The 21104-nt window shown below is 68.2% G+C and carries 22 protein-coding genes, 1 tRNA gene and 1 pseudogene; 13 read left to right on the forward strand and 11 right to left on the reverse strand.

Going from position 1 to position 21104, the window contains the following annotated elements:
- Both H5395_RS04525 and H5395_RS04530 read left to right on the forward strand, forming a co-directional pair.
- A partial coding sequence (locus H5395_RS04525) for a transposase (protein ID WP_182791347.1) occupies positions 1-194 on the forward strand: 194 nt, incomplete at its 5' end.
- A 46-nt stretch (positions 195-240) separates the two neighbouring features.
- A pseudogene (locus H5395_RS04530) lies at positions 241-917 on the forward strand (transposase); the annotation flags it as partial.
- A gap of 396 nt (positions 918-1313) precedes the next feature.
- Here the strand turns inward: H5395_RS04530 and H5395_RS04535 are convergent.
- The 4 genes from H5395_RS04535 to pdxH form a co-directional block, all read right to left on the reverse strand.
- Positions 1314-1390: transfer RNA gene (locus tag H5395_RS04535), tRNA-Pro, on the reverse strand.
- A gap of 48 nt (positions 1391-1438) precedes the next feature.
- Entirely contained in the window at positions 1439-1939 is a 501-nt protein-coding gene (locus H5395_RS04540) for a DUF192 domain-containing protein (protein WP_182791348.1), read from the reverse strand.
- A complete protein-coding gene (locus H5395_RS04545; RefSeq protein ID WP_370576378.1) occupies positions 1936-2529 on the reverse strand; it encodes a cold-shock protein in 594 nt (197 codons plus the stop codon). Before H5395_RS04545 ends, H5395_RS04540 begins: the two co-directional genes overlap by 4 nt.
- Positions 2530-2758: 229 nt before the next feature.
- Positions 2759-3367: a pyridoxamine 5'-phosphate oxidase gene (pdxH, locus tag H5395_RS04550; protein WP_182791349.1), complete on the reverse strand. Its 609-nt coding sequence runs from the start codon at positions 3365-3367 to the stop codon at positions 2759-2761.
- 62 nt (positions 3368-3429) lie between these two features.
- On the opposite strand from pdxH, the gene fabI reads away from it, so the two are divergent.
- Genes fabI through gpt form a run of 3 tightly spaced genes read left to right on the forward strand, consistent with a single transcriptional unit; the run spans position 3430 to position 5433 of the window.
- Complete coding sequence (gene fabI / locus H5395_RS04555; RefSeq protein ID WP_182791350.1) at positions 3430-4272, forward strand: enoyl-ACP reductase FabI; 843 nt, start codon at positions 3430-3432, stop codon at positions 4270-4272.
- Between the two features lie 10 nt (positions 4273-4282).
- Positions 4283-4894 (forward strand): LysE family translocator, encoded by a 612-nt coding sequence (locus H5395_RS04560; protein ID WP_182791351.1) that lies wholly within the window; start codon positions 4283-4285, stop codon positions 4892-4894.
- A 14-nt stretch (positions 4895-4908) separates the two neighbouring features.
- Complete coding sequence (gene gpt / locus H5395_RS04565) at positions 4909-5433, forward strand: xanthine phosphoribosyltransferase (protein ID WP_182791352.1); 525 nt, start codon at positions 4909-4911, stop codon at positions 5431-5433.
- 33 nt (positions 5434-5466) lie between these two features.
- Here gpt and H5395_RS04570 read toward each other — a convergent pair whose 3' ends face one another.
- Both H5395_RS04570 and H5395_RS04575 read right to left on the reverse strand, forming a co-directional pair.
- On the reverse strand, positions 5467-5637 hold the full coding sequence (locus H5395_RS04570; RefSeq protein WP_182791353.1) for a hypothetical protein: 171 nt from the start codon (positions 5635-5637) through the stop codon (positions 5467-5469).
- An 18-nt stretch (positions 5638-5655) separates the two neighbouring features.
- Positions 5656-5847: a hypothetical protein gene (locus H5395_RS04575; protein ID WP_182791354.1), complete on the reverse strand. Its 192-nt coding sequence runs from the start codon at positions 5845-5847 to the stop codon at positions 5656-5658.
- A gap of 109 nt (positions 5848-5956) precedes the next feature.
- On the opposite strand from H5395_RS04575, the gene H5395_RS04580 reads away from it, so the two are divergent.
- Positions 5957-6133 carry a hypothetical protein gene (locus tag H5395_RS04580; protein ID WP_182791355.1) on the forward strand — a complete coding sequence of 59 codons (177 nt, stop codon included), beginning with the start codon at positions 5957-5959 and terminating at the stop codon, positions 6131-6133.
- A 45-nt stretch (positions 6134-6178) separates the two neighbouring features.
- On the opposite strand, the gene trpE is transcribed toward H5395_RS04580, so the two are convergent.
- From trpE to H5395_RS04600, 4 genes are all read right to left on the reverse strand, one after another.
- Complete coding sequence (trpE, locus tag H5395_RS04585; protein ID WP_182791356.1) at positions 6179-7681, reverse strand: anthranilate synthase component I; 1503 nt, start codon at positions 7679-7681, stop codon at positions 6179-6181.
- Positions 7681-9579, reverse strand: a complete 1899-nt coding sequence (locus tag H5395_RS04590; RefSeq protein ID WP_255440523.1) for a peptidylprolyl isomerase — start codon at positions 9577-9579, stop codon at positions 7681-7683. The genes trpE and H5395_RS04590 overlap by 1 nt, the downstream gene beginning before the upstream one ends.
- Positions 9580-9662: 83 nt before the next feature.
- Positions 9663-10841 (reverse strand): aminotransferase, encoded by a 1179-nt coding sequence (locus H5395_RS04595; RefSeq protein WP_182791519.1) that lies wholly within the window; start codon positions 10839-10841, stop codon positions 9663-9665.
- Positions 10838-11848 carry a hypothetical protein gene (locus tag H5395_RS04600; RefSeq protein WP_182791357.1) on the reverse strand — a complete coding sequence of 337 codons (1011 nt, stop codon included), beginning with the start codon at positions 11846-11848 and terminating at the stop codon, positions 10838-10840. The genes H5395_RS04595 and H5395_RS04600 overlap by 4 nt, the downstream gene beginning before the upstream one ends.
- A gap of 242 nt (positions 11849-12090) precedes the next feature.
- Between H5395_RS04600 and H5395_RS04605 the strand changes: the two genes are divergently transcribed.
- The 7 genes from H5395_RS04605 (at position 12091) to lexA (ending at position 17688) form a co-directional block, all read left to right on the forward strand.
- Complete coding sequence (locus H5395_RS04605; RefSeq protein ID WP_255440524.1) at positions 12091-12675, forward strand: aminodeoxychorismate/anthranilate synthase component II; 585 nt, start codon at positions 12091-12093, stop codon at positions 12673-12675.
- Positions 12672-13700, forward strand: coding sequence for an anthranilate phosphoribosyltransferase (gene trpD / locus H5395_RS04610; protein ID WP_182791359.1), 1029 nt, complete (start codon positions 12672-12674; stop codon positions 13698-13700). The genes H5395_RS04605 and trpD overlap by 4 nt, the downstream gene beginning before the upstream one ends.
- A 51-nt stretch (positions 13701-13751) precedes the next feature.
- Complete coding sequence (locus H5395_RS04615; protein ID WP_370576379.1) at positions 13752-14399, forward strand: uracil-DNA glycosylase; 648 nt, start codon at positions 13752-13754, stop codon at positions 14397-14399.
- A 42-nt stretch (positions 14400-14441) separates the two neighbouring features.
- A complete protein-coding gene (gene trpC / locus H5395_RS04620) occupies positions 14442-15230 on the forward strand; it encodes an indole-3-glycerol phosphate synthase TrpC (RefSeq protein WP_182791360.1) in 789 nt (262 codons plus the stop codon).
- A complete protein-coding gene (moaC, locus tag H5395_RS04625; RefSeq protein WP_182791361.1) occupies positions 15227-15700 on the forward strand; it encodes a cyclic pyranopterin monophosphate synthase MoaC in 474 nt (157 codons plus the stop codon). The genes trpC and moaC overlap by 4 nt, the downstream gene beginning before the upstream one ends.
- A gap of 5 nt (positions 15701-15705) precedes the next feature.
- Complete coding sequence (gene glp, locus H5395_RS04630; protein ID WP_182791521.1) at positions 15706-16887, forward strand: gephyrin-like molybdotransferase Glp; 1182 nt, start codon at positions 15706-15708, stop codon at positions 16885-16887.
- 99 nt (positions 16888-16986) lie between these two features.
- Entirely contained in the window at positions 16987-17688 is a 702-nt protein-coding gene (lexA, locus tag H5395_RS04635) for a transcriptional repressor LexA (protein WP_182791362.1), read from the forward strand.
- Positions 17689-18722: 1034 nt separating this feature from the next.
- Here lexA and recG read toward each other — a convergent pair.
- Positions 18723-20867, reverse strand: coding sequence for an ATP-dependent DNA helicase RecG (gene recG / locus H5395_RS04640; RefSeq protein ID WP_182791363.1), 2145 nt, complete (start codon positions 20865-20867; stop codon positions 18723-18725).
- Between the last annotated feature and the right edge of the window lie 237 nt (positions 20868-21104).

Here is a 21104-nt window from a genome sequence, read left to right on the forward strand (position 1 = left end):
GCATTGCTCGGCGGACAGTGGACAGCAGCGAGAGGTTGGGCTGCCACCGCTGGGTCGTCGAACGAACGCTTGCCTGGCTCAACCGCTTCCGCCGTCTGACTATCCGCTATGAGCGACGCGCCGACATTCACGAGGCCTTCGTAATCCTCGGCTGCGCCCTCATCTGCCTCAACCAGATCAGAAGGTTTTGTTAGATGCTCTTAGAGCACCTGGAGACCGTCTCTTGTGCGTTGCGGGGGTATGAGCAGGCATCTTGTATCCGATGATCTGGGATCGGCGATTGCGCCGCTGCTGCCGAAGCGGCGGGACCAGCCCGGGGGCGGCCGGGCGCGGTTGCGATGGGCGCCTGGCCTTGTCGGGCATCATCTTCGTGCTCCGCTCCGGCATTCCCGGACAGATGCTGCCGGCGAGTTCGGCTGCTCCGGCATGGCCTGCTGGCGCAGGCTGCAGGACCGGCCGACGGTCGGCATCCGGGCCGGGCTCCATCGCATGCTGCCGGAGCGCCTGCCGGATGATGGACAGCCGGACGGGAGCCGGGCCTCCCTCGACAGCCCCGCCGTGCCGGCGAAAAGGTGGCTGCCGGGAACGGGACAAGCCCGAGGGATCGCGGGCCAAACCGGGCACGAAACGCCACCTTGCGGTCGACCGCAAAGGCGCCCCGACAAGCTTCACGCCGACATGGCTTGCGACAATCGCCGCTGCCGATCCGAATTCCCGGCCTGCGCGACCCCACCGCGCATCGCTCGGCAGACAGTGGACAGCAGCGAAAACTGGGCCGCCACCGATGAGTCGCCGAACAAACGCCTGCCTGGCTCAACCGCTTCCGGCGTCTGACCATCCGTTACGAACGCCGCGCCGACATCCACGAGGCCTTCGTCCTCCTCGGCTGTGCCCTCATCTGCCTCAACCAGATCAGAAGCCTTTCTCAGGTGGTCTTATTCCGATCAGACAAAGCGCGTTGCTGGCGAAGTGCTGATCCATCCGCCCGGTCTCGAGCTTCCTGCAACACTGGCACGTCTCGCGCTAGCCTGACAGCGCACCCCGAGTTTCGTCCTGATCCTGAGATCCTTCGGCGTCAGATGAAGGATCTCTGCAGCAGATTGATCTAGGCCGTGGTATTGCCGCCTGCCGCTGCGGCACCACCATGACCTGCGAATCAAGCATGGCGCTTTCCCGCTCTCACATCCTTGAAGCTACTGTCGGGCGTTCAGCACATGTCTGATGACTCGCCGGTGAAGGACGCTAAGACCCGCCAAAAAGGCCGTTCGAGGAACGAAACTGCGAAACGGTCCACTTCGGAACAAGCCAGGTGCTGGTCGGGGCGAGAGGATTCGAACCTCCGGCCTACGGTACCCAAAACCGTCGCGCTACCAGGCTGCGCCACGCCCCGGACCAAGGGTCTTCTAGACCGGGTGCGCGGGGGACGAAAGCGGAAAGCTCAGTCGCAGGGGATGGAAGCGCCGGATTGCGGCACCGCAGGGTGGCTCAGCACCGTGCCGGGAACCAGCCCCCGGCGCGCAGCTTCCGCCCCGCCGATCTCCAGCACCAGCAGCCGGTCGGGGGCGGGATCGCCCGGCATGGCGCCGGGGATCGAGCCGAGGTCCAGGGGACGGGCCTGCGGATGCACATGCCGCAGCACGCCGCGGGCGTCGAAGAACAGGATGTCCAGCGGAATCAGCGTGTTCTTCATCCAGAAGCTGACCGGCTGCGGGGCTTCGTAGACGAAGAGCATCCCTTGTCCGGCGGGCAGATCCTTGCGCCACATCAGGCCCTGCGCCCGCTCGGCCGGATCGTCGGCGATCTCGACGGCGACACGGATTTCGGTCCCTTGCGGCGTCGTCAGGACCGCGGTTCCGGGGGAACAGTCGGCCGCCTGCGCGGCAACGATGCCGGCGAGGGCCGCCATCACGGCAAGCGCCGCGGTCCGGGCAAGGTTCATGGAAGAACCTTTCTGGGCAGGTCCGGCGGATCGGCGGGCGGTGCCGAAAGCCTGCGCATCTTTTCCAGCATCTCGGCATCCGCCTGGAATTCGGCGAGGGGCTGGCCCTCGGTCACGGCCTTTTCCCATGCCGCGACCTCGGCCGCGACCATGCCGCGCTCGGCGGCGAAGACCCGCAGGCAGACCGCCTCGCCACCAACGAGATCGGCAAAGCCGAAGCGGCGCAACACCTCGATGTGCAGGAAGACGTCACCCTTGCGGCCGAAGACATTGGCAAAGCCGAAGCCCTTGCTGCGGTCGAACCACTTGACGCGCGCCGGCAGCAGCGGCAGCGCCCTGACCTCGGCCTCATCCATGTCCGCGAGTTCGACGATCGGCGGCGGCGCGTCCGACGGCGGCGGCGCCAAGGCACACACCTCGATCGCCTGGCGCCCGCGCGCGGTCTGGACCGCCAGCACCTCGACCTCTGAACCCTCGATGATCGAGCTTTGCCCGAAGCTGCGAAGCACATTGCCATGCAGAAGGACGTCAGGGCCCCCCTCGGCGTCGGCGATGAAACCGAATCCCTTGGCGGGGTCAAACCACTTCACGCGGCCCTTGATTGGCCGGGCAGGCAGTGTCTTGTCATCCCGCATCATAAATCTCGTTAAAATTAACTCTTTGCTGATGGAATCATCAGATATGGCTTAAGGAAGATCCGACAGTGAACGCCAGAAGGGTTAATATAAAATCACCACAAGGGAAACCATTCTCACATTTGCAGGATCAAGGACTTCGCAGCCAGCCGCAAGGTTCAATCGCCCTGAAGTTGCAACTTCTTCAGGGGTGCAGGCGCATCACGTCCCAGCCGCCCTGCCCGCGCGTCCACCGGAAGCGGTCGTGCAGGCGGAAGGCGCCGTCGGCCCAGAACTCGATCTGGACAGGGGAAATGCGGAAGCCCCCCCAGAAGGGCGGGCGCTTCGGCGACAGCCCGTGGCGCAGGCCCTGGCGGGCGACCTCGGCCATCAGGGCGCTTCGGCTCTCCAGCGGCTGGCTCTGCCGGCTGGACCAGGCGCCGATGCGGGATTCAAGTGACCGGCTGGCGTAATAGGTGTCGGCCTGCGGTCCTTCCTCGCGGGTGACGGCGCCGCGAACGCGGACCTGACGGCGCAGGGATTTCCAGTGCATGACGAAGGCCGCCTTGCCGGTTTCGGCGATCTGGCGGCCCTTGGCGCTGCCGTAATTGGTGTAGAAGACAAAGGCGCCGTCCGGCCCCGTCTCGATCTCCTTCAGCAGCACCATGCGGGCGTCGGGCAGGCCCTCGGCATCGACCGTTGCCAGGGCGATGGCATTGGGGTCGTTCGGCTCGGTCCGCGCGGCCTCGTCCAGCCAGCGCCGGGCGATCGCAAAGGGATCGTCGCCCGCGAAAATGCCGCTGCGGTCGCTCATCTTGATGCCCCTTATGCTTTGCCCTAATCCTCACCAAAGGTTGAAATCGTGAGGAACGATCCATGTCAAGCGAGCGCCCGGTTGCAGGTCTGATGACGGGAAAGCGGGGCCTTGTCATGGGCCTTGCGAATGACAAGTCGATCGCGTGGGGCATTGCCCGCGCGCTGGCGGACCAGGGGGCGGAACTGGCCTTTTCCTATCAGGGCGAGGCGCTGAAAAAGCGGGTCGAGCCGCTGGCCGCCCAGCTTGGGTCCGATATCGTCCTGCCCTGCGACGTGGCGGACATGGACTCGGTGGACGCGCTATTTGCGTCGCTGGGCGAGCGTTGGGGGCAGTTGGATTTCCTCGTCCATGCCATCGGCTTTTCCGACAAGGAGGAGCTGCGAGGCCGCTATGTGGACACCACACGCGACAACTTCTTGACAACGATGGATATTTCGGTCTATTCCTTTACCGCCGTGACGCAGCGCGCGGTGGCGATGATGCCGGCAGGCGGCTCGGTCCTGACCATGACCTATTACGGGGCCGAACGGGTGATGCCGCATTACAACGTCATGGGCGTCGCGAAGGCGGCGCTTGAGGCATCGGTGCGCTATCTGGCCGAGGATCTGGGCAAGGACGGCATCCGGGTCAACGCGATCTCGGCGGGGCCGATCAAGACGCTGGCGGCCTCGGGGATCGGGGACTTCCGCTACATCCTGAAATGGAACGAATTGAACTCGCCCCTGCGCCGCAACGTCACGACCGAGGACGTGGGCAAGTCGGCGCTGTATCTGCTGTCGGACCTCGGGTCGGGCGTCACAGGCGAGACTCACCACGTCGATGCGGGCTATCATGTCGTCGGCATGAAGGCGGTGGATGCGCCTGACATCGACGCGGTGACGGGGCGCAAGGCCGCGGAATGACCTGCCGCTGATGGGCGCGATCACCCTGCCCGCTCTGGGCCTGTTCGTCGCGACTCTGGCGCTGGCGATCCTGTCGCCCGGCCCCGCGATCATCGCGGCCAGCCGGTCGGCCGCCGCCCGCGGGCGGCAGGCGTCGATGCCCTATGCGATGGGGCTGGCGATCGGGGCGTCCTTCTGGTGCCTGTTTGCGCTCTTCGGCCTGACGGTGCTGTTCCGGGTGCTGCCACAGTCCTATACGGTGCTGCGGTTCTTGGGCGGCGCTTATCTGATCTGGATCGCCGTGCAGATGTGGCGCCACGCCGCCGACCCGCTGGCGATGGAAGGCGAATCCGTCACCGGCCCCGGCTTCCTGCAGGGTCTTGCGCTGAACCTGTCGAACCCCAAGCCCGCGCTGTTTTACGCCGGTGTCATCATGACGATCTTCCCGGTCCTGTCCACGGCGGGGGCGGCGATCATCTATCTGGTGGCGCTGACCGTCGAGGTCTGCTTTTACGCGGCCGTGACGGTTCTGATGGCGACAGGCCCGATGCGGCGGGGCTATCGTGCCGCCAAGACGGCAATCGACCGCGTCGCCGGCACGCTGATCGGGGCGCTCGGCCTGACGCTGATCCTCCGCCACTGAAAAGGAGTTCGCCCATGTCCCCTTCCGAGGGTCGCCCGGATCGCCTGCCGCATGAACGTGGCTTCCATGTCAGCTGGGACCAGATGCACCGCGATGCCCGCGCCTTGGCCTGGCGGCTGCAGGACAAGGCCCCGTTGGGCGGCGGCGACTGGCGCGCGGTGGTGGCGATCACGCGCGGCGGCATGGTCCCGGCGATGATCGTCGCGCGGGAACTGGACATCCGCACCATCGATACGATCAGCGTGAAATCCTATCGCAAGGGCGAACAGGGCGAGTTGCAGGTGCTCAAGGCCCCCGACCCCGAGATGATGGGCGACGGCGAGGGCGTGCTGGTCGTCGATGACCTCGTGGACAGCGGCCGAACGCTGGAACTGGTGCGGAAGATGTATCCCAAAGCGCATTTCGCCACGGTCTACGCCAAGCCCAAGGGCCAGCCGATGGTGCAGACCTATATCACCGAGGTCACCCAGGACACATGGATCTTCTTCCCCTGGGACCTGGCGCTGCAATATGTCGAGCCCTACCGGGGCAGCGACTAGGCGAAAGGCCGGGGATTTCCCCGGCCTTCTGCATTACCCCGTGGCCTTGCCGGGGTTCGCCGGGGGCACGTTGCCCTCTTTCGTCTTCGGATCCTGGATTGCGGCTTCCTGCTCGGACTGCTGGCGCTTGGCGCGCTCGGCGTTGTCCGACCGCACGTCCTCGGTGCGTTCATAGCGAACGGTTTCAGAGGTCAGGTTGCCCATTTCATTCTCCTTTTCGGGTCAGGCGCCGACATCGTCGGGGCCGCGGGCCTCGGTCGGCTGGGTGCCGTTGGCCGGGATGCCATCGCGCTCGACCTCGCCGGTGTATTCGTTCTGCAGCGCGGCTTCGTCTGCAATTTCGGTCGATTCGCCGCGCTTGAGGTCGCTGACCGCGTGGCGCGGCTCGGTCGGGTCTTTGGGATCGGGCGTCATCGTCGTCTCCTTTGTCATGCGGAAGGAACCGATGCGACCCCGTGCAGGTTCCCCGGAACTTGCGGGCGTCTAAGACGTTCGTATGATTGCTTTGCCTGGGGAGGATGGCATGACCAAGGAAATCCGCCGCTACGAGCTTGCGCTTGACACCGACGATGAGGAAGCGGGCCTGATGAAGGCCCGGATGCGGGTCGAGGAGGCCCAGCGCATCCGCCGCCGCAACCGGGATCAGGAACCGATGCGCCACCCGGCCGCCGGGCGGCAGAACCAGCCGGAACTCAGGTGATCCCGCCGCCCGAGGCACGCAAGTCCCGCGCCCTCGGGCGGCGCGTCAGCCGTTCCCGCGCACGAACCGCGCCGCGCCTTCCGCGGCCCGGATCATCGCGCGGGACTTGTGAAGACATTCCGTGAACTCGGCCTGCGGATCGCTGTCATAGACGACGCCCCCGCCCGATTGCACATAAAGCGTGCCGTCCTTGACCACGCCGGTCCGCAGGGCGATGCACATGTCCATCTCGCCATTCGCCGCGAAATAACCGATGGCACCGCCGTAGATGCCGCGCTTCTCGGGTTCCAGTTCGTCGATGATCTGCATCGCGCGGACCTTGGGGGCGCCGCTGACGGTGCCGGCAGGCAGCCCGGCCAGCAGGGCGGACAGCGCGTCCTCGCCTTCGCGCAACTCTCCGACCACGTTCGAGACGATGTGCATGACGTGGGAATAGCGCTCGATGATGAACTCCTCGGTCGGGCGCACGGTGCCTACCCTGGCCACCCGGCCCACGTCGTTGCGCCCGAGGTCCAGCAGCATCAGGTGCTCGGCCAGTTCCTTTTCATCGGCCAGCAGGCTCGCCTCGTTTGCGCGGTCCTCGTCGGGGGTCGCGCCACGCGGGCGGGTGCCGGCAATGGGGCGGATCGTCACCTCGTTGTCCCGAAGCCGCACGAGGATCTCGGGCGAGGCGCCGACGATCTGGAAGCTGCCCATGTTGAGGAAGAACATGAAGGGCGAAGGGTTAGTCCGCCGCAGGCTGCGATACAGCGCAAAGGGCGGCAGCGGGAAGTCGATGGCCCAGCGTTGCGAGGGGACGCACTGGAAGATGTCGCCCGCGCGGATGTAATCCTTGGCCCTTTCCACCGCCGCGACATAGCCTTCGCGGGTGAAGTTGGATCGCGCCTCGCCGATGGCGACGGTCTCGCCCAAGGCGCGGGGTTCCGTAGGCTGGCGGTCGAGCGCGCGCAGCGCCTCCATCACCCGTTCCGCGGCCTGTGCGTAAGCCGCGCGGGCAGGGACCGCAGGATCAGCCCAAGCCGGGGCACACAGCAGCACCTCGCCCTTCACCCCGTCCAGCACGGCCACGACCGAGGGGCGCAGCAGCATCGCGTCGGGCACGCCGATGGGGTCGGGATTGACGTGCGGCAGATGCTCGACCAGCCGGATCATGTCGTAGCCCAGATAGCCGAAAAGGCCCGCGCCGCTGGCGGGCACGCCCTCGGGCATCTCGATCCGGCTTTCGGCGATCAGCGCCCGCAGACTCTCCAGCGGCGGACGGGGGTCGTCCTCGAAGCTGTCCGAATAGCGCGCCTGACGGTTGATGCGGGCCTGGCGGCCGCGACATTCCCAGACCAGGTCGGGCTTCATCCCGACGATGGAATAGCGGCCCCTCACCTCGCCCCCCGTCACGCTTTCCAGCATGAAGGACAAGGGCGCGGCCTCGGCCAGCTTCAGCATCAGGCTGACAGGGGTGTCGAGGTCCGCGGCCAGCCGGATCGTCACAAGCTGGTTGCGGCCCTCGGCCCAGGCGCGTTCGAAAGCAGGAAAGTCGGGCGTCAGCTCCATCACTGCAGCCGCGCGTCGGCGGCGGCGAGCGCACTGTCGCTGATCGTGATCCCATGCTTCATCTGCAGGGCACGGGCATAGGCGTTGAACAGGTCCGCCTGCAACGAGTTCGTCAGCCGGTTTTCGACGCCTGCAACGATCGGCGCGGCTTCCTCGGCCGTCAGGTCGGCGGGCCTGATCGCGTCGAGGCGGATGATGAACACCCGGCCCTCGGCCTCGACGGCGGCGACCTCGCCCGGCTCGGTCAGGCGGAAGCCGTCGGCGACGACGGATTGCGGCACGCCCTCGATGCCGGTGTCACGCTCGACATCCGTGGCGACCTGAAAGCCCTGTGCGGGCGCAAGCGCGGCCGGTCCCACGGTCTCGTCGGTGCTGGCCGGCGCATTCGCCTCGGCCTCGGATTCGACCACCAGCTCGCGTTCCTCGGCGCGGGCCTTCAACTCGCGCCGGGTTTCGGCGGCGGTCCAGTCGGCCAGCACCTCGTCCCGCACCTCATCGAAGGGGATCAGCGCGGGGGCAACAAGCTCGTCCAGCCGCATGGCGAAGATGCCGCCTTCGTCGAACTGGTGAAGCTGGGGGAAATCGGATTCGGAAAGAACGCGGGCGCGCTCGCGGAAGCCGGGATAGGCGGCGATCCCTTCCGAGGGCGTTTCCGCCGAGAACGCGATGGTGCCAAGCTCCATGTCGGTGGCCTCGGCCAGTTCCTCCAGCGTGGCGCCGCCGGCGATCCGGTCTTCCAGGTCATGCGCCTGTTCCTCGATCACCCGGCGGGCGCGGTCGGCGGCGGCCTCGGCGCGCAGATCCACCACCGCCTGCTCGAAGGGGATGTCCACCGGGTCGAGGATCGCATTCATGGACATCAGCGCCGGGCCGAGCGGGGTCTGGACAGGCCCCACGACGCCCGGCTGGTCAAGCGCGAAGACGGCAGGCCCCGCCGCGCCAAGCTCGGCTTCGGACGGCTCGCCCAGGTCGATGTCGGACAGCGTCAGCCCGCGTTCGGCGGCAAGCTGCTCGAAGGTGGCTTCCCCGGTATCCAGACGGGCCTTGGCGGCGGCGGCATCGGCTTCCGAGGGATAGACCAGCCGCTCGACCATGCGGCGCTCGGGCTGCCGGAACTCGTCGATGCGGCTTTCATAAAGGTCGCGCAGCGCGGTCTCGTCCAGTTCGACGCTGTCCACCAGCATCTCGGGGGTCAGCCAGGCAAAGGTGATCCGCCGCACTTCGGGCGCAGTGAAGCGGGCGGCGTTGCCCTGGTGCCAGGCGGCCAGCGTCTCGTCATCCGGGGCGGAAATCGGGGCGCCGAGATCTTCGCTGGTCAGCTCGTCCCAGGAAAAGTCGCGGCGTTCCAGAATCCATGCGGCGGTGTTGTCGCGCAGCGTCCGGGGGGCGATGACGCCGCCCACGACCGCGTCCTGCAGGATCAGGCGGGCGGCGTCCATGCGGACATCCTCCTCAAACTCGGCGGGGCGCAGGCCCTCCTGCCGCAGAACATCCTGATAGCGGGCCGGGTCGAACTGGCCGCCGGTGGTCTGGAACCCCGGCGCGGTGGTCAGGTCGCGCAGCACCGTCTCGTCGCCCACGGACAGGCCGATGCGCCGGGCTTCTTCCTCAAGGGCCGCGGCGGTGAACAGGCGGGCCTGCACGTTACGGGTGATGCCGATGGCGCGGGCCTGTTCGGGCGTCAGGGTCTGGCCGGTCTGGGCGGCCAGCGTGCGGATTTCCGAGGACACCGCGCGCAGGTAGTCGTCGCCGTCGATCTCGGTATCCCCCACCGCGCCGATCGCGGCCGAGCCGATGCCCGAGAAGTTGGTGATCCCGAAGCCGCCGAGGCCCAGCAGCAGCATCCCCATCAGCAGCCAGACCACCGTCGATTTTCCCTTGGTCCGCAGGCTGCTCATCGGCTGGTTCCCTTGTCTGGTGCAATTCGCCCGCGTTCTTAGGGCGCGGGGGTGTTCCGGGCAAGCCGCCGCTTGGGGCGGGCTCAGGCGGCGACGGCGGCAAGCCGTTCCGCCAGCGCGGCAATGCCGGCCTCGTCCACATTGGCAAAGGCGATGCGGACATGGCGGGCGGCCTCGGGGTCGCCTTCGGGCATGAACATCGTGCCGGGCAGCAGCAGCACGCCCGCCTCATGCACCAGCCTTGGCGCAAGCTGGGCCGAGCTTTCCGCGAAGGGATGTTCCGCCCAGGCGAAATAGGCGCCGCAGCCCTTGAGCCGCCAGCCTTCCAGCCCCGCCATCGCGCGGGTCATGGCGGCGCGGCGGCACAGGATCTCCTGCCGCTCGCCCGCCAGCCAGTCGCGCAGGTGCTGCATCCCCCACAAGGCGCCGATCTGGCCAAGCTGCGGGGCGCAGATGGCGAGGGTGTCCAGCACCTTTTCCACCTCGACCTGCCGCGACTCGCTGGCGACCAGGGCGCCGACGCGGTGGCCGGTCAGGCGGTAAGCCTTGGAAAAGGAATAAAGCTGGATCAGCGTGTCGCCCCAGTCGGGGTCCGTGAACAGGTCATGCGGCGCGCCGTCGCGCGAATCGAAGTCGCGGTAGGTTTCGTCAAGGATCAGCGCTAGGCCCTGCTGGCTGGCGAGGTCGTAAAAGCCGCGCAGCACCTCGGCCGGGTATTCGGCGCCCGAGGGGTTGTTGGGGCTGACCAGCACAAGCGCCCTGGTGTTGGGCGTCACCAGAGCGGCGGCGGCATCCGGGTCGGGCACCATCCCCTGCCCGCAGGCCAGCGGCACCGCGCGGATGCCCTGCATGTCCAACCACATCTTGTGATTGAAGTACCACGGCACCGGGATGATGACCTCGTCCCCTGCCCGCGCGACCGTGGCGATGGCCGCGCAGAAGGCCTGGTTGCAGCCCTGCGTGATCGCGACATTGGCAGGGGTCAGGCTGCCGCCATAGGCGCGGCTCCATTCTGCGGCGACGGCCTCGCGCAGGTCGGGGTTGCCGAGGACGGGACCGTAAAGATGCGCCTCCGCGCGGGTCAGCGAGGCATCCGCGATGGCCTGCCGCAGCCCCTCGGGCGGCGGATCGACGGGCGCGGCCTGGCTGACGTTGATCAGCGGACGCTCTGGATCGGCGGCAAGCCCCTGCAGCCAGCGCCGCGCCTCCATCACCGGGGGGCGGAAGGTGGCGGCGAGATCGGGGTTCAGGGGCAGCATCAGCGCGAGGCTCCGGGGTTGATGTCGGACAGGTCGGGGCGAACCGGAGTCGCCGCCGCAGGCTGGGGCAATGCGGGGGCACTGCGGGGGCCGGCGGCGGGCGCGAACAAGGCCTGCGGGATCGACAGGTCGGGCGCGGGGCGTGGGGCACGGGCAGGGCCGTCCTGCGAGGCCCCGGCCGTTTCCGTCACGGCAGGCTGCGGGCCGGCTGCAGGTTCCGGCGCAGGCGGGTCCACTGGCGCTGCAGAAGCGGTGGGTTCCCGCATGGCCGTCGCAAGCGTCTCGTCCAGCGGCCTGCGCGGCTCGGGCGCGCTGTCCAGTTGGGGCAGGGCAACGCGGCCGGGAGCAGTAACAGGTGCAGGGCCTTCCTCGACAGGCAGGATGAGCGGTTCCGGCACGAAGGCTTGGGGAGCAGGCAGATCGGACAGGGCGGGTGCCGTCGGAAGGGGCGGGGCCTCGACCGAGGCCGGGGCGGGTGGCGGCGCCCCTTCCTCGCTGGCCGCGACGCTGCGAGGAACGTGGCGCTCGACAGATGCGGGGGAAGCCGCAGGCACCAGCGGTGGATCGTCCGAACCACGCCGGAAATCCGAGCCGATGGGATCGGGCAGCCGCTCTGCCGGGCCTGCAGGGTCGCGGGGGACGGCCAGCGTATTCGCGGGGGCGATTTCCGGCACCTCGGCTGCATCCGGCGCAGCCATGACGGGCGCTTGCACAGAAGATGCAGCGGGCTTGGCGGGCTGACCCGCTGCCGTGACCTCTTGCGGCGGCAAGGGAACAGGGGCTGGCGCAGCCGCCGGAGCATCGGGCTGAACCGGCATGAAGGGCGGGTTCGCGCTTGCGGGTGGGCCGGCGGGCAATGGCTGCGGTTCAGGCTGGGCTGCCGCCGAAACCGTCTTCAGCCCCCGCTCCGCTTCGACCTCGGCACTCCGGGGAAAGGCCAGCGACAGCGCGGCCAGCGTCGCGCCGCAGATCAGCGTGCCGTGAACCAGCCCGGTCCGGAAACCCGCCATGCCATCGCCCCTTGCCTGTCCGTCACATATCCTCGACCGCCAGACGGCGGCGCGAAAGCATCCGGCGGGGTTGACCCCCCGCGCGGCTTGGGAGCATCTATAGCCTACCGCCGCCGCCGGGCCATCCCCCTTTGGCGGCTCCAGAACCCCGACCCTGTTGCGAGGCGCCGATGACTTCCACGGCCATTGTCCGGCCTTCCTCTCCCGCTCCTGCAGCGGGCGCAAGAAGGCCGTCGATTCTGATGATCGACAATTACGACAGCTTCACCTGGAACCTCGTCCACTATCTTGGCGAGGCCGGAGCCGAGGTCGAGGTCATCCGCAACGACGCCCTGACGGTGGATGAGGCGCTGGCGCGGGGTGCCGACGGCATCCTCGTCTCGCCCGGTCCCTGCGCGCCGGGACAGGCTGGCATCATCGTTCCGCTGATCCGGGCCGCGGCCGAAGCGCGGATGCCGCTGCTGGGCGTCTGCCTCGGCCACCAGGCGATCGGCGAGGCCTTCGGCGGCCGCGTCATCCGCGCGCCCCGCATCGTCCATGGCAAGACCGACGCCATCACCCATGACGGCACCGGGGTCTTCGCGGGCCTGCCCTCGCCCCTGCGGGCCACGCGCTATCATTCGCTGACGGTGGAAACTGAGACCCTTCCGGATTCCCTGCGCGTCACGGCGACTGCGGGCGACGGCACGATCATGGGACTGGTGCATCGCAGCCTCCCCATCGAGGGCGTGCAGTTCCACCCTGAAAGCATCCGGTCCGAACACGGGCACGAGATGATCGCCAGCTTCCTGCGCCGCTGTTCCAACGCGGTCGAGACCGCCGCATGACCACGCCCACCGACATCCGGCCGCTGATCGGCATTTCCGCCACCCGCCCCTTGACCGGGGAGGAAGCCGAGGCCGCCTTTGGCGCCCTTTTCGACGGCAAGGCCACGCCCGCGCAGATCGGCGGGCTGCTGATGGCGATGCGGGTGCGCGGCGAGACGGTGGACGAGATCGCCGCCGCCGTCCGCGCCATGCGCGCCCGCATGAACCGCATCACCGCGCCGGACGGCGCCATCGATATCGTCGGCACCGGAGGCGACGGCAAGGGCACGCTGAACATCTCGACCGCGACCGCCTTCGTGGTGGCGGGCGCGGGCGTGCCGGTCGCCAAGCACGGCAACCGCAACCTGTCGTCGAAATCCGGCTCGGCCGATGCGCTGACCCATCTGGGGCTGGACGTCATGGGCGGATCGGCGCAGGCGCAGCGGTCGCTGGATGAATGCGGCATCTGCTTCATGATGGCGACCACGTATCACCCCGCCATGCGCCATGTGGGGCCGGCCCGGCACGAGTTGGGAACGCGGACGATCTTCAACCTGCTCGGCCCGATGACGAACCCGGCGAGTGTCAGGGCGCAACTGACCGGCGCCTTCTCGGCCGAATGGCTGCGGCCGATGGCGGAAACCCTGCGCGAACTCGGCTCGACCTCGGCCTGGCTGGTCCACGGCGGCGACGGCACCGACGAGTTGTCCATCGCCGAACCCAGCCAGGTGGCGCAACTCAAGAACGGCCAGATCACAGAGTTCGAGATCTCGCCCGAGGATGCCGGCCTCCCCGTCCATCCCTTCGATGACATCATCGGCGGAGAGCCGGCCGAGAATGCCGCTGCCTTGCGCGCGCTGCTGGACGGCGCAAAGGGCGCCTATCGCGATGCGGTCCTGCTGAACGCGGCAGCCGCGCTGGTGATCGCAGGCCGCGCCGCGACCCTGCGGGAAGGGGCCGAGATCGCCCGCGACTCCCTCGACTCGGGAAAGGCGAAGCAGAAGCTCGCGCAACTCGCCGCGATCACCGGCACTGCGGAAGCGTAAGCACCCGATGACATCTTTCGGCCCCAAATATCCCCACCGGAGGCTCCGGCCGTGACGCAGCCGCTGTCGCCGCCAGCCTGGGCGCACCTGCCCTTCTTCACCGAAGCCTGGCCCGCCATCCGCGACCGCCTGCAGGGTCAAGACTGGCTGCCCGGCCCCGACCGCGTCTTCGCGGCGCTTCAGGCCGTCGCGCCGCAGGACGTGCGCGTGGTCCTGCTGGGACAGGACCCCTACCCCACGCCCGGCCATGCCAACGGCCTCGCCTTTTCGGTGAACAAGGGCGTGCCGCTGCCGCGCTCGCTTGCCAATATCTTCAAGGAACTCGAGGCCGACCTCGGCGTCCGCCCGGCCTCGGGCGACCTGACCCCCTGGGCGCGACAGGGCGTGCTGCTGCTCAACACCGCGCTGTCAGTCGAACCCGGTCAGGCGGGCGCCCATGCCCGCTGGGGCTGGGAGCGGCTCGCCCAAGAAGCCATTGTCGAGGCGCAGCAGCACGGCCCCCTCGCCTTTATCCTCTGGGGTGCCCACGCGCAGAAGGTGGCGCAGGGCCTACCGCGCCCGCAGGACCTTGTGGTGCAAAGCGCCCATCCCTCGCCGCTGTCGGCAAAGCGCGGCTTCTTCGGCTCGCGCCCCTTCAGCCGAGTGAACGACTGGCTGGCCGAACATGACCTGCGCCCCATCGACTGGACCACGGCCTGAGCCGCAGTTGCTTCCGGCCGCCGCTAGGGGCTAACTGCGGGCATGGATATTCTCGAACGCATCAAGAGCTACAAGCTTCAGGAAATCGCCGCCGCCAAGGCCGCCCGGTCGCTGTCCCGGGTCGAGGCCGACGCCCGCGCCGCGCCCCCTGTGCGCGGCTTCGCCCACGCGCTGGCCGACAAGGCGGCGACCGGCCCGGCCCTGATCGCCGAGATCAAGAAGGCCAGCCCCTCCAAGGGCCTGATCCGCCCCGACTTCGACCCGCCCCGTCTGGCCGAGGCCTACCAGGAAGGCGGCGCGGCCTGCCTGTCGGTCCTGACCGACGGCCCCTCGTTCCAGGGTGCGCCCGAGTTCCTGATCGCTGCCCGTGAGGCCTGCGAGTTGCCGGTGCTGCGCAAGGATTTCCTGCACGATCCCTATCAGGTGGCCGAGGCCCGCGCCTGGGGCGCCGACTGCATCCTCATCATCATGGCTTCGGTGGACGACGCCCTTGCCGCCGAACTGGAAGATGCCGCGACCCACTGGGGCATGGACGCGCTGATCGAGGTCCATGACGAATGGGAACTCGACCGCGCAATGCGGCTGTCCTCGCCGCTCCTCGGCATAAACAACCGCAATCTCAAGACCTTCGAGGTCGATATCGAGACGACGCTGCGGCTTGCCCCCCGTATCGCGGGCGAGCGGGACGTTGTCTGCGAAAGCGGCCTCTTCACCGCCGAGGACCTGTCGCGGATGATGGAAGGCGGCGTCCGCCGCTTCCTCATCGGCGAAAGCCTGATGCGGCAGGATGACGTCGCCGCCGCCACCCGCGCAATCCTGGAGGTCGCATGACCCTGACCCATTTCGACGCGAGCGGTCAGGCGCATATGGTGGACGTCTCCGGCAAGGAGCCGACCGCCCGCGAGGCGGTGGCCGAGGCCGCCGTCGTCATGTCGCCCGAAACGCTCGCGCTCGCGCAGGGCGGTGCGGCCAAGGGCGACGTGCTGGGCGTGGCGCGGCTCGCCGGGATCATGGGGGCCAAGCGCACGGCCGACCTCATCCCGCTCTGCCATCCGCTGCCCTTGGACAAGGTCGCGCTGGACCTGATCCCCGACCCGGCGCTTCCCGGCATCCGCATCACCGCGACCGCCCGGACCACCGGCCGCACCGGCGTCGAGATGGAGGCGCTGACCGCCGCCACCGTCGCCGCGCTGACCGTCTATGACATGCTCAAGGCCGCGCAGAAGGACATGCGGATCGAGGGCGTCCGGCTGCTGCGCAAGACCGGCGGCAAGTCCGGCACATTCGAGGCCACGCCATGAGCGGGCTGCTGACCGTCGATCAGGCGTTGGCGATGGTGCTGGACCTCGCGCATCCGCCCTGCCCCGAGGACGTGGACATCCAGGACGCTCTGGGCCGCGTGCTGCTGCGCGATGCCGTTTCCGCCATGACCCAGCCGCCCTTCGACTCAGCGGCGATGGACGGCTATACAATGCGCGACGCCGACCTGCCGGGGCCGCTGAGGGTGGTGGGCGAGGCCGCCGCCGGCCGCCCCTGGCCCGGAACGCTGGCCGCGGGTGAGGCCGTCCGCATCTTCACCGGCGCCCCGGTGCCCTCGGGCGCCGACCGCGTGGTGATGCAGGAGGACATGACCCGCGACGGCGACCGGATCACGATGTCCGGGCAGTCCACCCGCACCCATATCCGTGCCCGCGGCAACGATTTTGCGCAGGGCGACCGCCTGCCGGCTGGGCGCCGCCTTTCGCCTGCCGACCTCGCGCTGCTGGCCGCGATGAACGTGCCGCGCGTGACCGTCGCCCGCCAGCCGCAAGTCGCCGTGCTGGCGGGCGGCGACGAGCTGGTGCGTCCGGGCGAGATCCCCGGCCCGGGCCAGATCATCAGCTCGAACGACATCGCGGTGGCGTCGCTTGCGCGCATGACGGGAGCCGAGCCGCTGATCCTTCCCATCGCCCGCGACAGCGAGGAAAGCCTGCGCCAATCGTTCGCCCGAGCCCGGGGGGCAGGCCTGATCGTGACCATCGGCGGCGCCTCGGTCGGCGACCACGACCTGATCGGCCGGGTGGCGGAAAGCCTCGGGATGAAGCGCGCCTTCCATCGCATCGCCATGCGCCCCGGCAAGCCGCTGATGGCCGGGAGGCTTGGGGAAACCGCGATGCTCGGCCTGCCCGGCAACCCGGTCTCGGCCATCGTGACGGCGCTGCTGTTCATGCAGCCCCTGTTGCGCCGGATGCAGGGCGAGGCCGATGCGGGACCGAGGATTCGCCACGGCATCCTCGGTCGCGACCTGCCCCCGGAAGGCAATCGCCAGCATTATCTGCGCGCGACGCTGTCCGCGGACGAGCATGGCACCGTGGTCACGCCCTTCGAGGATCAGGACTCGGCGCGGCTGACGCTGATGGCCGGGGCGCAGGCGCTGCTGATCCGGCCGGCGGACGATCCGGCCCGGACGGCTGGGGCACGGATTCGCTACATCCCCCTGACTTGTTAACCTTTTGTTCAGGCGAATCAGGTTATTCATTGACGCGAGACGGGGTCGATCCTAGAACATAAGCCGAACGCACCTGTCAGGCTGGGGGACAAACACGCCGTGCTGACCAAGAAGCAGATCCAATTGCTGGAATTCATCCAGTCCCGCATGGCTCGCGATGGTGTTCCCCCCTCGTTCGATGAAATGAAGCTGGCGCTCGACCTGCGCTCGAAATCGGGGATCCACCGGCTCGTGACTGCCCTTGAGGAACGCGGCTTCATCCGCCGCCTGCCCCATCGCGCCCGCGCGCTGGAAATCGTCCGCCTTCCCGAGGCCCTGATGCGGAACGAGGCCGAGGTCGGCGGGTTCAAGCCCCGCGTCATCTCGAACGACCGGCCACCGCGTCCGCGTGGGGCGATGCCGATCGTGGACAGCCCGGCAGTGGAATTGCCGGTCATGGGGCGCATCGCCGCGGGGGTGCCGATCGAGGCGATCTCGGAGGTGTCGCACCATATCGCGGTGCCGGGGACCATGCTGACAGGCCGCGAACATCACTATGCGCTGGAAGTGCGTGGCGATTCGATGATCGAGGCAGGGATCAATGATGGCGACGTGGTGGTGATCCGCGAACAGGACACGGCCGACAATGGCGACATCGTCGTGGCGCTTGTCGAGGGCGCCGAAGCCACGCTGAAGCGTTACCGCCGCCGCGGCGGAATGATCGCGCTGGAAGCGGCCAACGCGGCTTACGAGACCCGCGTGCTGCCCGAGGACAAGGTTCGCATCCAGGGCCGGCTTGTCGGGCTGATCCGCAGTTACTGAGCGACATTGTCGCCGGGATGAAGCGCAGCGGGGTGGTTCGGTGTCACCTGTTCCGACAAGGGTGAAACTGATCGGCAGGCGCCGGTAGATGTTCACTGTCGGGTCGCTGCGCCCGCCTGTGAGGTTAAGTCTGCTGCAGTCAGCATTGGCGGACATCCTTTTTGCGTCCTCAGCGCACCGAAACTGCGCTGAGATCAGCCGGATGGACAGGAGCGCGTCCGCCATGCGCCGCGGTTGCGTGCCACGGTGACCGCTGCAGGTAGCCAGCGGTTCTCTTTGCATAGTTGTGCGCTGATATAGCTTCAGGAATGCATGGGCTGATGCAGAACTCACGGGTTTGCTCGCTTCAGACAGGTCAGGTCGGACGCGAGTGCCGCGCTGCACTTCCGGTCCGGTGCATCAGATGAGGGCTGGCAGCCACAGCATCGCAACCGTGGCAATCGCGATTGAGGCAACGCAAAGCATGTCACCCAGAACTTCGATTTCGGCGGATGGTTTCATGTCAGTTCTCCATCAGGGTTAACGCTTTGTTCTCATCTGCGAGACTATCTGTAAAGAACTTTCAGAGAACATTCAGAGGGCCAGAGGTCGTGGCGGCTTGTTCAGTGGCTTCTTTCCCCTAGTCTGGCGCTCCCCTTCCGCCTGATTTCCCAGATGTTTTCCTTGCCTGGCTTGGTTGCTGCGATCAGCACGCTCACCGTTGCAACGCGAGGACGGCGGGTCGTCCGTCATCCTTGCGGCCCGACGGCGCGACGCATCGCATTGCCGTCGATTCGCACCCTGCATGCTGCCGACCGCCAGCAGCGGCGATCGGGTTCCGTAGCTTCGCCCCCGAGGTTTCCCGAAAGGGGGAGAGACGCCGAAATCATCGACGGTCCAATGGCTGGACCTTGCGCCCCTGATGCGCGTGCAAAGCCTCAGCCTGCTTGCCATCGAGATGGTAGCAGCCTCCGTTCAGGCAGCTTCCTGCAGCCTTGCGGGGCCAGAAACAGGCATGATGTCAGGCTGTTGCTGCGCGCCGCACAGATGTCACCTCAGCCGGCCGCCATCAGTCCGATGGCACGGTCCTGTTCCATCAGCCAAAGCAGCATCCGAACCGCTCGTCCCCGCCCGCCTGAAAGATCAGGGTCCTGATCCAGCAGCAGGCGCGCGTCCTGTCGGGCCGTCGCCAGCAGTTCGGCTTGCCGTTCGAGGTCGGCCACACGGAAACGCGGCAGCCCGGACTGGGCGGTTCCGATCACGTCCCCGGCCCCCCGCATCGCCAGATCCTCCTCGGCGATGCGGAAGCCGTCCTCGGTTTCGCGCAGGATCTGCAGGCGGCGGCGGGCGCCCTCGGACAGCGGCTCGTGATAGAGCAGCAGGCAGCTTGATGCGCCCTCGCCTCGCCCCACCCGTCCGCGAAGCTGGTGCAGTTGCGCGAGGCCGAAGCTTTCGGCGCGCTCGATCACCATGATGGTCGCTTCCGGGACGTTGACGCCGACCTCGATCACCGTCGTCGCGACCAGAAGCTGGGCGCGCCCTTCGGCGAAGTCGGCCATCGCCGCGTCGCGCGCCTCGGGCGGCATCTGGCCGTGGACCAGCCGGACGCGGTCGCTGAAACGCGCCTGCAGCATCTGGAAGCGGTCCTCGGCGGCGGTCAGGTCCACCAACTCGCTTTCCTCGACCAGCGGGCAGACCCAATAGGCCCGCGCGCCGCGGTCCATCGCCGTTTGAAGGCGGGCGGCGACCTCTTCGATGCGCGAGTCGGGCAGGACGGTCGTGACCACCGGCTTGCGGCCCGGCGGCTTTTCATCCAGCACCGACAGGTCCATGTCGCCGTATTGCGCAAGGGCCAGGCTGCGGGGAATGGGGGTCGCGGTCATCACCAGCATGTCGGGGCGCAGGCCCTTGGCGGCCAACTCCAGCCGCTGGGCCACGCCAAAGCGGTGCTGTTCGTCGATCACGGCCAGTCGCAGATCGTGGAACTCAACACCCGGCTGGAAGACGGCGTGGGTGCCGACCAGCACGCCGATGCGGCCCGCGGCAAGGTCGGTCAGCAGGGTTTCCCGCGTCTCGCCCTTGTCGCGGCCCGTCAGCAGGGCGATGCGGACTCCGGCAACATCGGCCAGCGGCGTCAGTGCGGCGAGATGCTGGCGGGCGAGGATTTCCGTCGGCGCCATCAGCACGCCCTGCCCGCCCGCCTCGACCGCTGCCAGCAGCGCCAGCGCCGCGACCAGCGTCTTGCCCGAACCCACGTCGCCCTGCAGCAGGCGGTTCATCCGCTGGGGGCTGGCCATGTCGGCGGCGATCTCGGCCACGGCGCGGGTCTGCGCGCCGGTCGGGGGCCAAGGCAGCGCCCTCACCACGCGGTCCCGCAGCCGCCCCTCTCCTTTGGTGATCCGGCCCGCCGTGCGGCGGCGGTCGCGGCGGACCAGAGCGAGGGTCATCTGGTGGGCCAGCAACTCGTCATAGGCAAGGCGCTCGCGCGCGGGGGACAGCAGCGACAGGTCGTCCATGCCCCTGGGATCATGCGCGGTCTTGATGGCGGAAAGCCAGTCTGGCCAGCCCCGCTGGGCAAGAAGCGAGGGCTCGATCCATTCAGTCAGGGGCGGGGCGCGGTCGATTGCGGCAGTGACAGCGCGGGCGACCATCCGCTGCGTCAAAGCGCCTGCAAGCGGATAGACCGGCTCGAAGCTGGACGGCAGCGGGTCCGAAGGCGGCAGGATATGGTCGGGGTGGATCATCTGGGCCACGCCGTCGAACAGCTCGACCTTGCCCGAGACGACGCGGATGGCGCCGATGGGAAGCTGCGATTCGATCCAGGGCGCGCGGGCGTGGAAGAAGACCAGCGCGAGGTCGCCCGAGTCGTCCGCGCAGATCACCCGCCACGGGCGGCCCCGGCTTGCGGGCTGGTGGTGGCGCAACACGCGAACGGTGACGGTGGCGATCTCGGGCGGGCGCAGGTCGGCCAGTCGTGCGACCATGCGGCGCGCGATGCCGGCGCTGGGCAGATGGAACAGCAGGTCGCGCGGGCGGGTGACGTTCAGCGCGGCGAAGGCCTCGGCGGCCTTCGGACCGACGCCGGGCAGGGTCTCGACGCCCGCGAAAAGGGGGAACAGGACCGGCGGGCGGCCCTTCGGTGTGGAAGGACGCGGAGCCGTGGCGGGTCCGGAGGGCGCAGGTTCGCCTGACCTTGCCATGTCAGGTTCATTTTCCCGGTCCTGAGGGGGTCGATCCTGCTCTGGGCGCGCGAAAAGGCCGCCTTGTCTTTCCGCAGCAACGAGGTGCGGCGAAGACTCCTTGTCTCCTGAACGCTCCGCAGAGCCGTCCTTGATCGGTCTTGCCGGGCGCTGCCCTTGTTCGGGCTGGGCGGATGCCCGAGTATCCGCCTCGCGCGGGGCTAGGCCGTGATCTTTCACAGGTCCGCCCGTGATGGG

The sequence above is a fragment of the Paracoccus sp. MC1854 genome, from assembly GCF_014164635.1.
Taxonomy (GTDB): domain Bacteria; phylum Pseudomonadota; class Alphaproteobacteria; order Rhodobacterales; family Rhodobacteraceae; genus Paracoccus.

What these genes read in the sequence shown, in the direction of transcription:
- H5395_RS04540 (WP_182791348.1), bottom strand. Translation starts at nt 1,939, where the DNA reads ATGAACCTTGCCCGGACCGCGGCGCTTGCCGTGATGGCGGCCCTCGCC.
- pdxH (WP_182791349.1), bottom strand. Translation starts at nt 3,367, where the DNA reads ATGAGCGACCGCAGCGGCATTTTCGCGGGCGACGATCCCTTTGCGATC.
- fabI (WP_182791350.1), top strand. Translation starts at nt 3,430, where the DNA reads ATGTCAAGCGAGCGCCCGGTTGCAGGTCTGATGACGGGAAAGCGGGGC.
- H5395_RS04560 (WP_182791351.1), top strand. Translation starts at nt 4,283, where the DNA reads ATGGGCGCGATCACCCTGCCCGCTCTGGGCCTGTTCGTCGCGACTCTG.
- gpt (WP_182791352.1), top strand. Translation starts at nt 4,909, where the DNA reads ATGTCCCCTTCCGAGGGTCGCCCGGATCGCCTGCCGCATGAACGTGGC.
- H5395_RS04570 (WP_182791353.1), bottom strand. Translation starts at nt 5,637, where the DNA reads ATGGGCAACCTGACCTCTGAAACCGTTCGCTATGAACGCACCGAGGAC.
- H5395_RS04575 (WP_182791354.1), bottom strand. Translation starts at nt 5,847, where the DNA reads ATGACGCCCGATCCCAAAGACCCGACCGAGCCGCGCCACGCGGTCAGC.
- H5395_RS04580 (WP_182791355.1), top strand. Translation starts at nt 5,957, where the DNA reads ATGACCAAGGAAATCCGCCGCTACGAGCTTGCGCTTGACACCGACGAT.
- trpE (WP_182791356.1), bottom strand. Translation starts at nt 7,681, where the DNA reads ATGGAGCTGACGCCCGACTTTCCTGCTTTCGAACGCGCCTGGGCCGAG.
- H5395_RS04590 (WP_255440523.1), bottom strand. Translation starts at nt 9,579, where the DNA reads ATGAGCAGCCTGCGGACCAAGGGAAAATCGACGGTGGTCTGGCTGCTG.
- H5395_RS04600 (WP_182791357.1), bottom strand. Translation starts at nt 11,848, where the DNA reads ATGGCGGGTTTCCGGACCGGGCTGGTTCACGGCACGCTGATCTGCGGC.
- H5395_RS04605 (WP_255440524.1), top strand. Translation starts at nt 12,091, where the DNA reads ATGATCGACAATTACGACAGCTTCACCTGGAACCTCGTCCACTATCTT.
- trpD (WP_182791359.1), top strand. Translation starts at nt 12,672, where the DNA reads ATGACCACGCCCACCGACATCCGGCCGCTGATCGGCATTTCCGCCACC.
- trpC (WP_182791360.1), top strand. Translation starts at nt 14,442, where the DNA reads ATGGATATTCTCGAACGCATCAAGAGCTACAAGCTTCAGGAAATCGCC.
- moaC (WP_182791361.1), top strand. Translation starts at nt 15,227, where the DNA reads ATGACCCTGACCCATTTCGACGCGAGCGGTCAGGCGCATATGGTGGAC.
- recG (WP_182791363.1), bottom strand. Translation starts at nt 20,867, where the DNA reads ATGGCAAGGTCAGGCGAACCTGCGCCCTCCGGACCCGCCACGGCTCCG.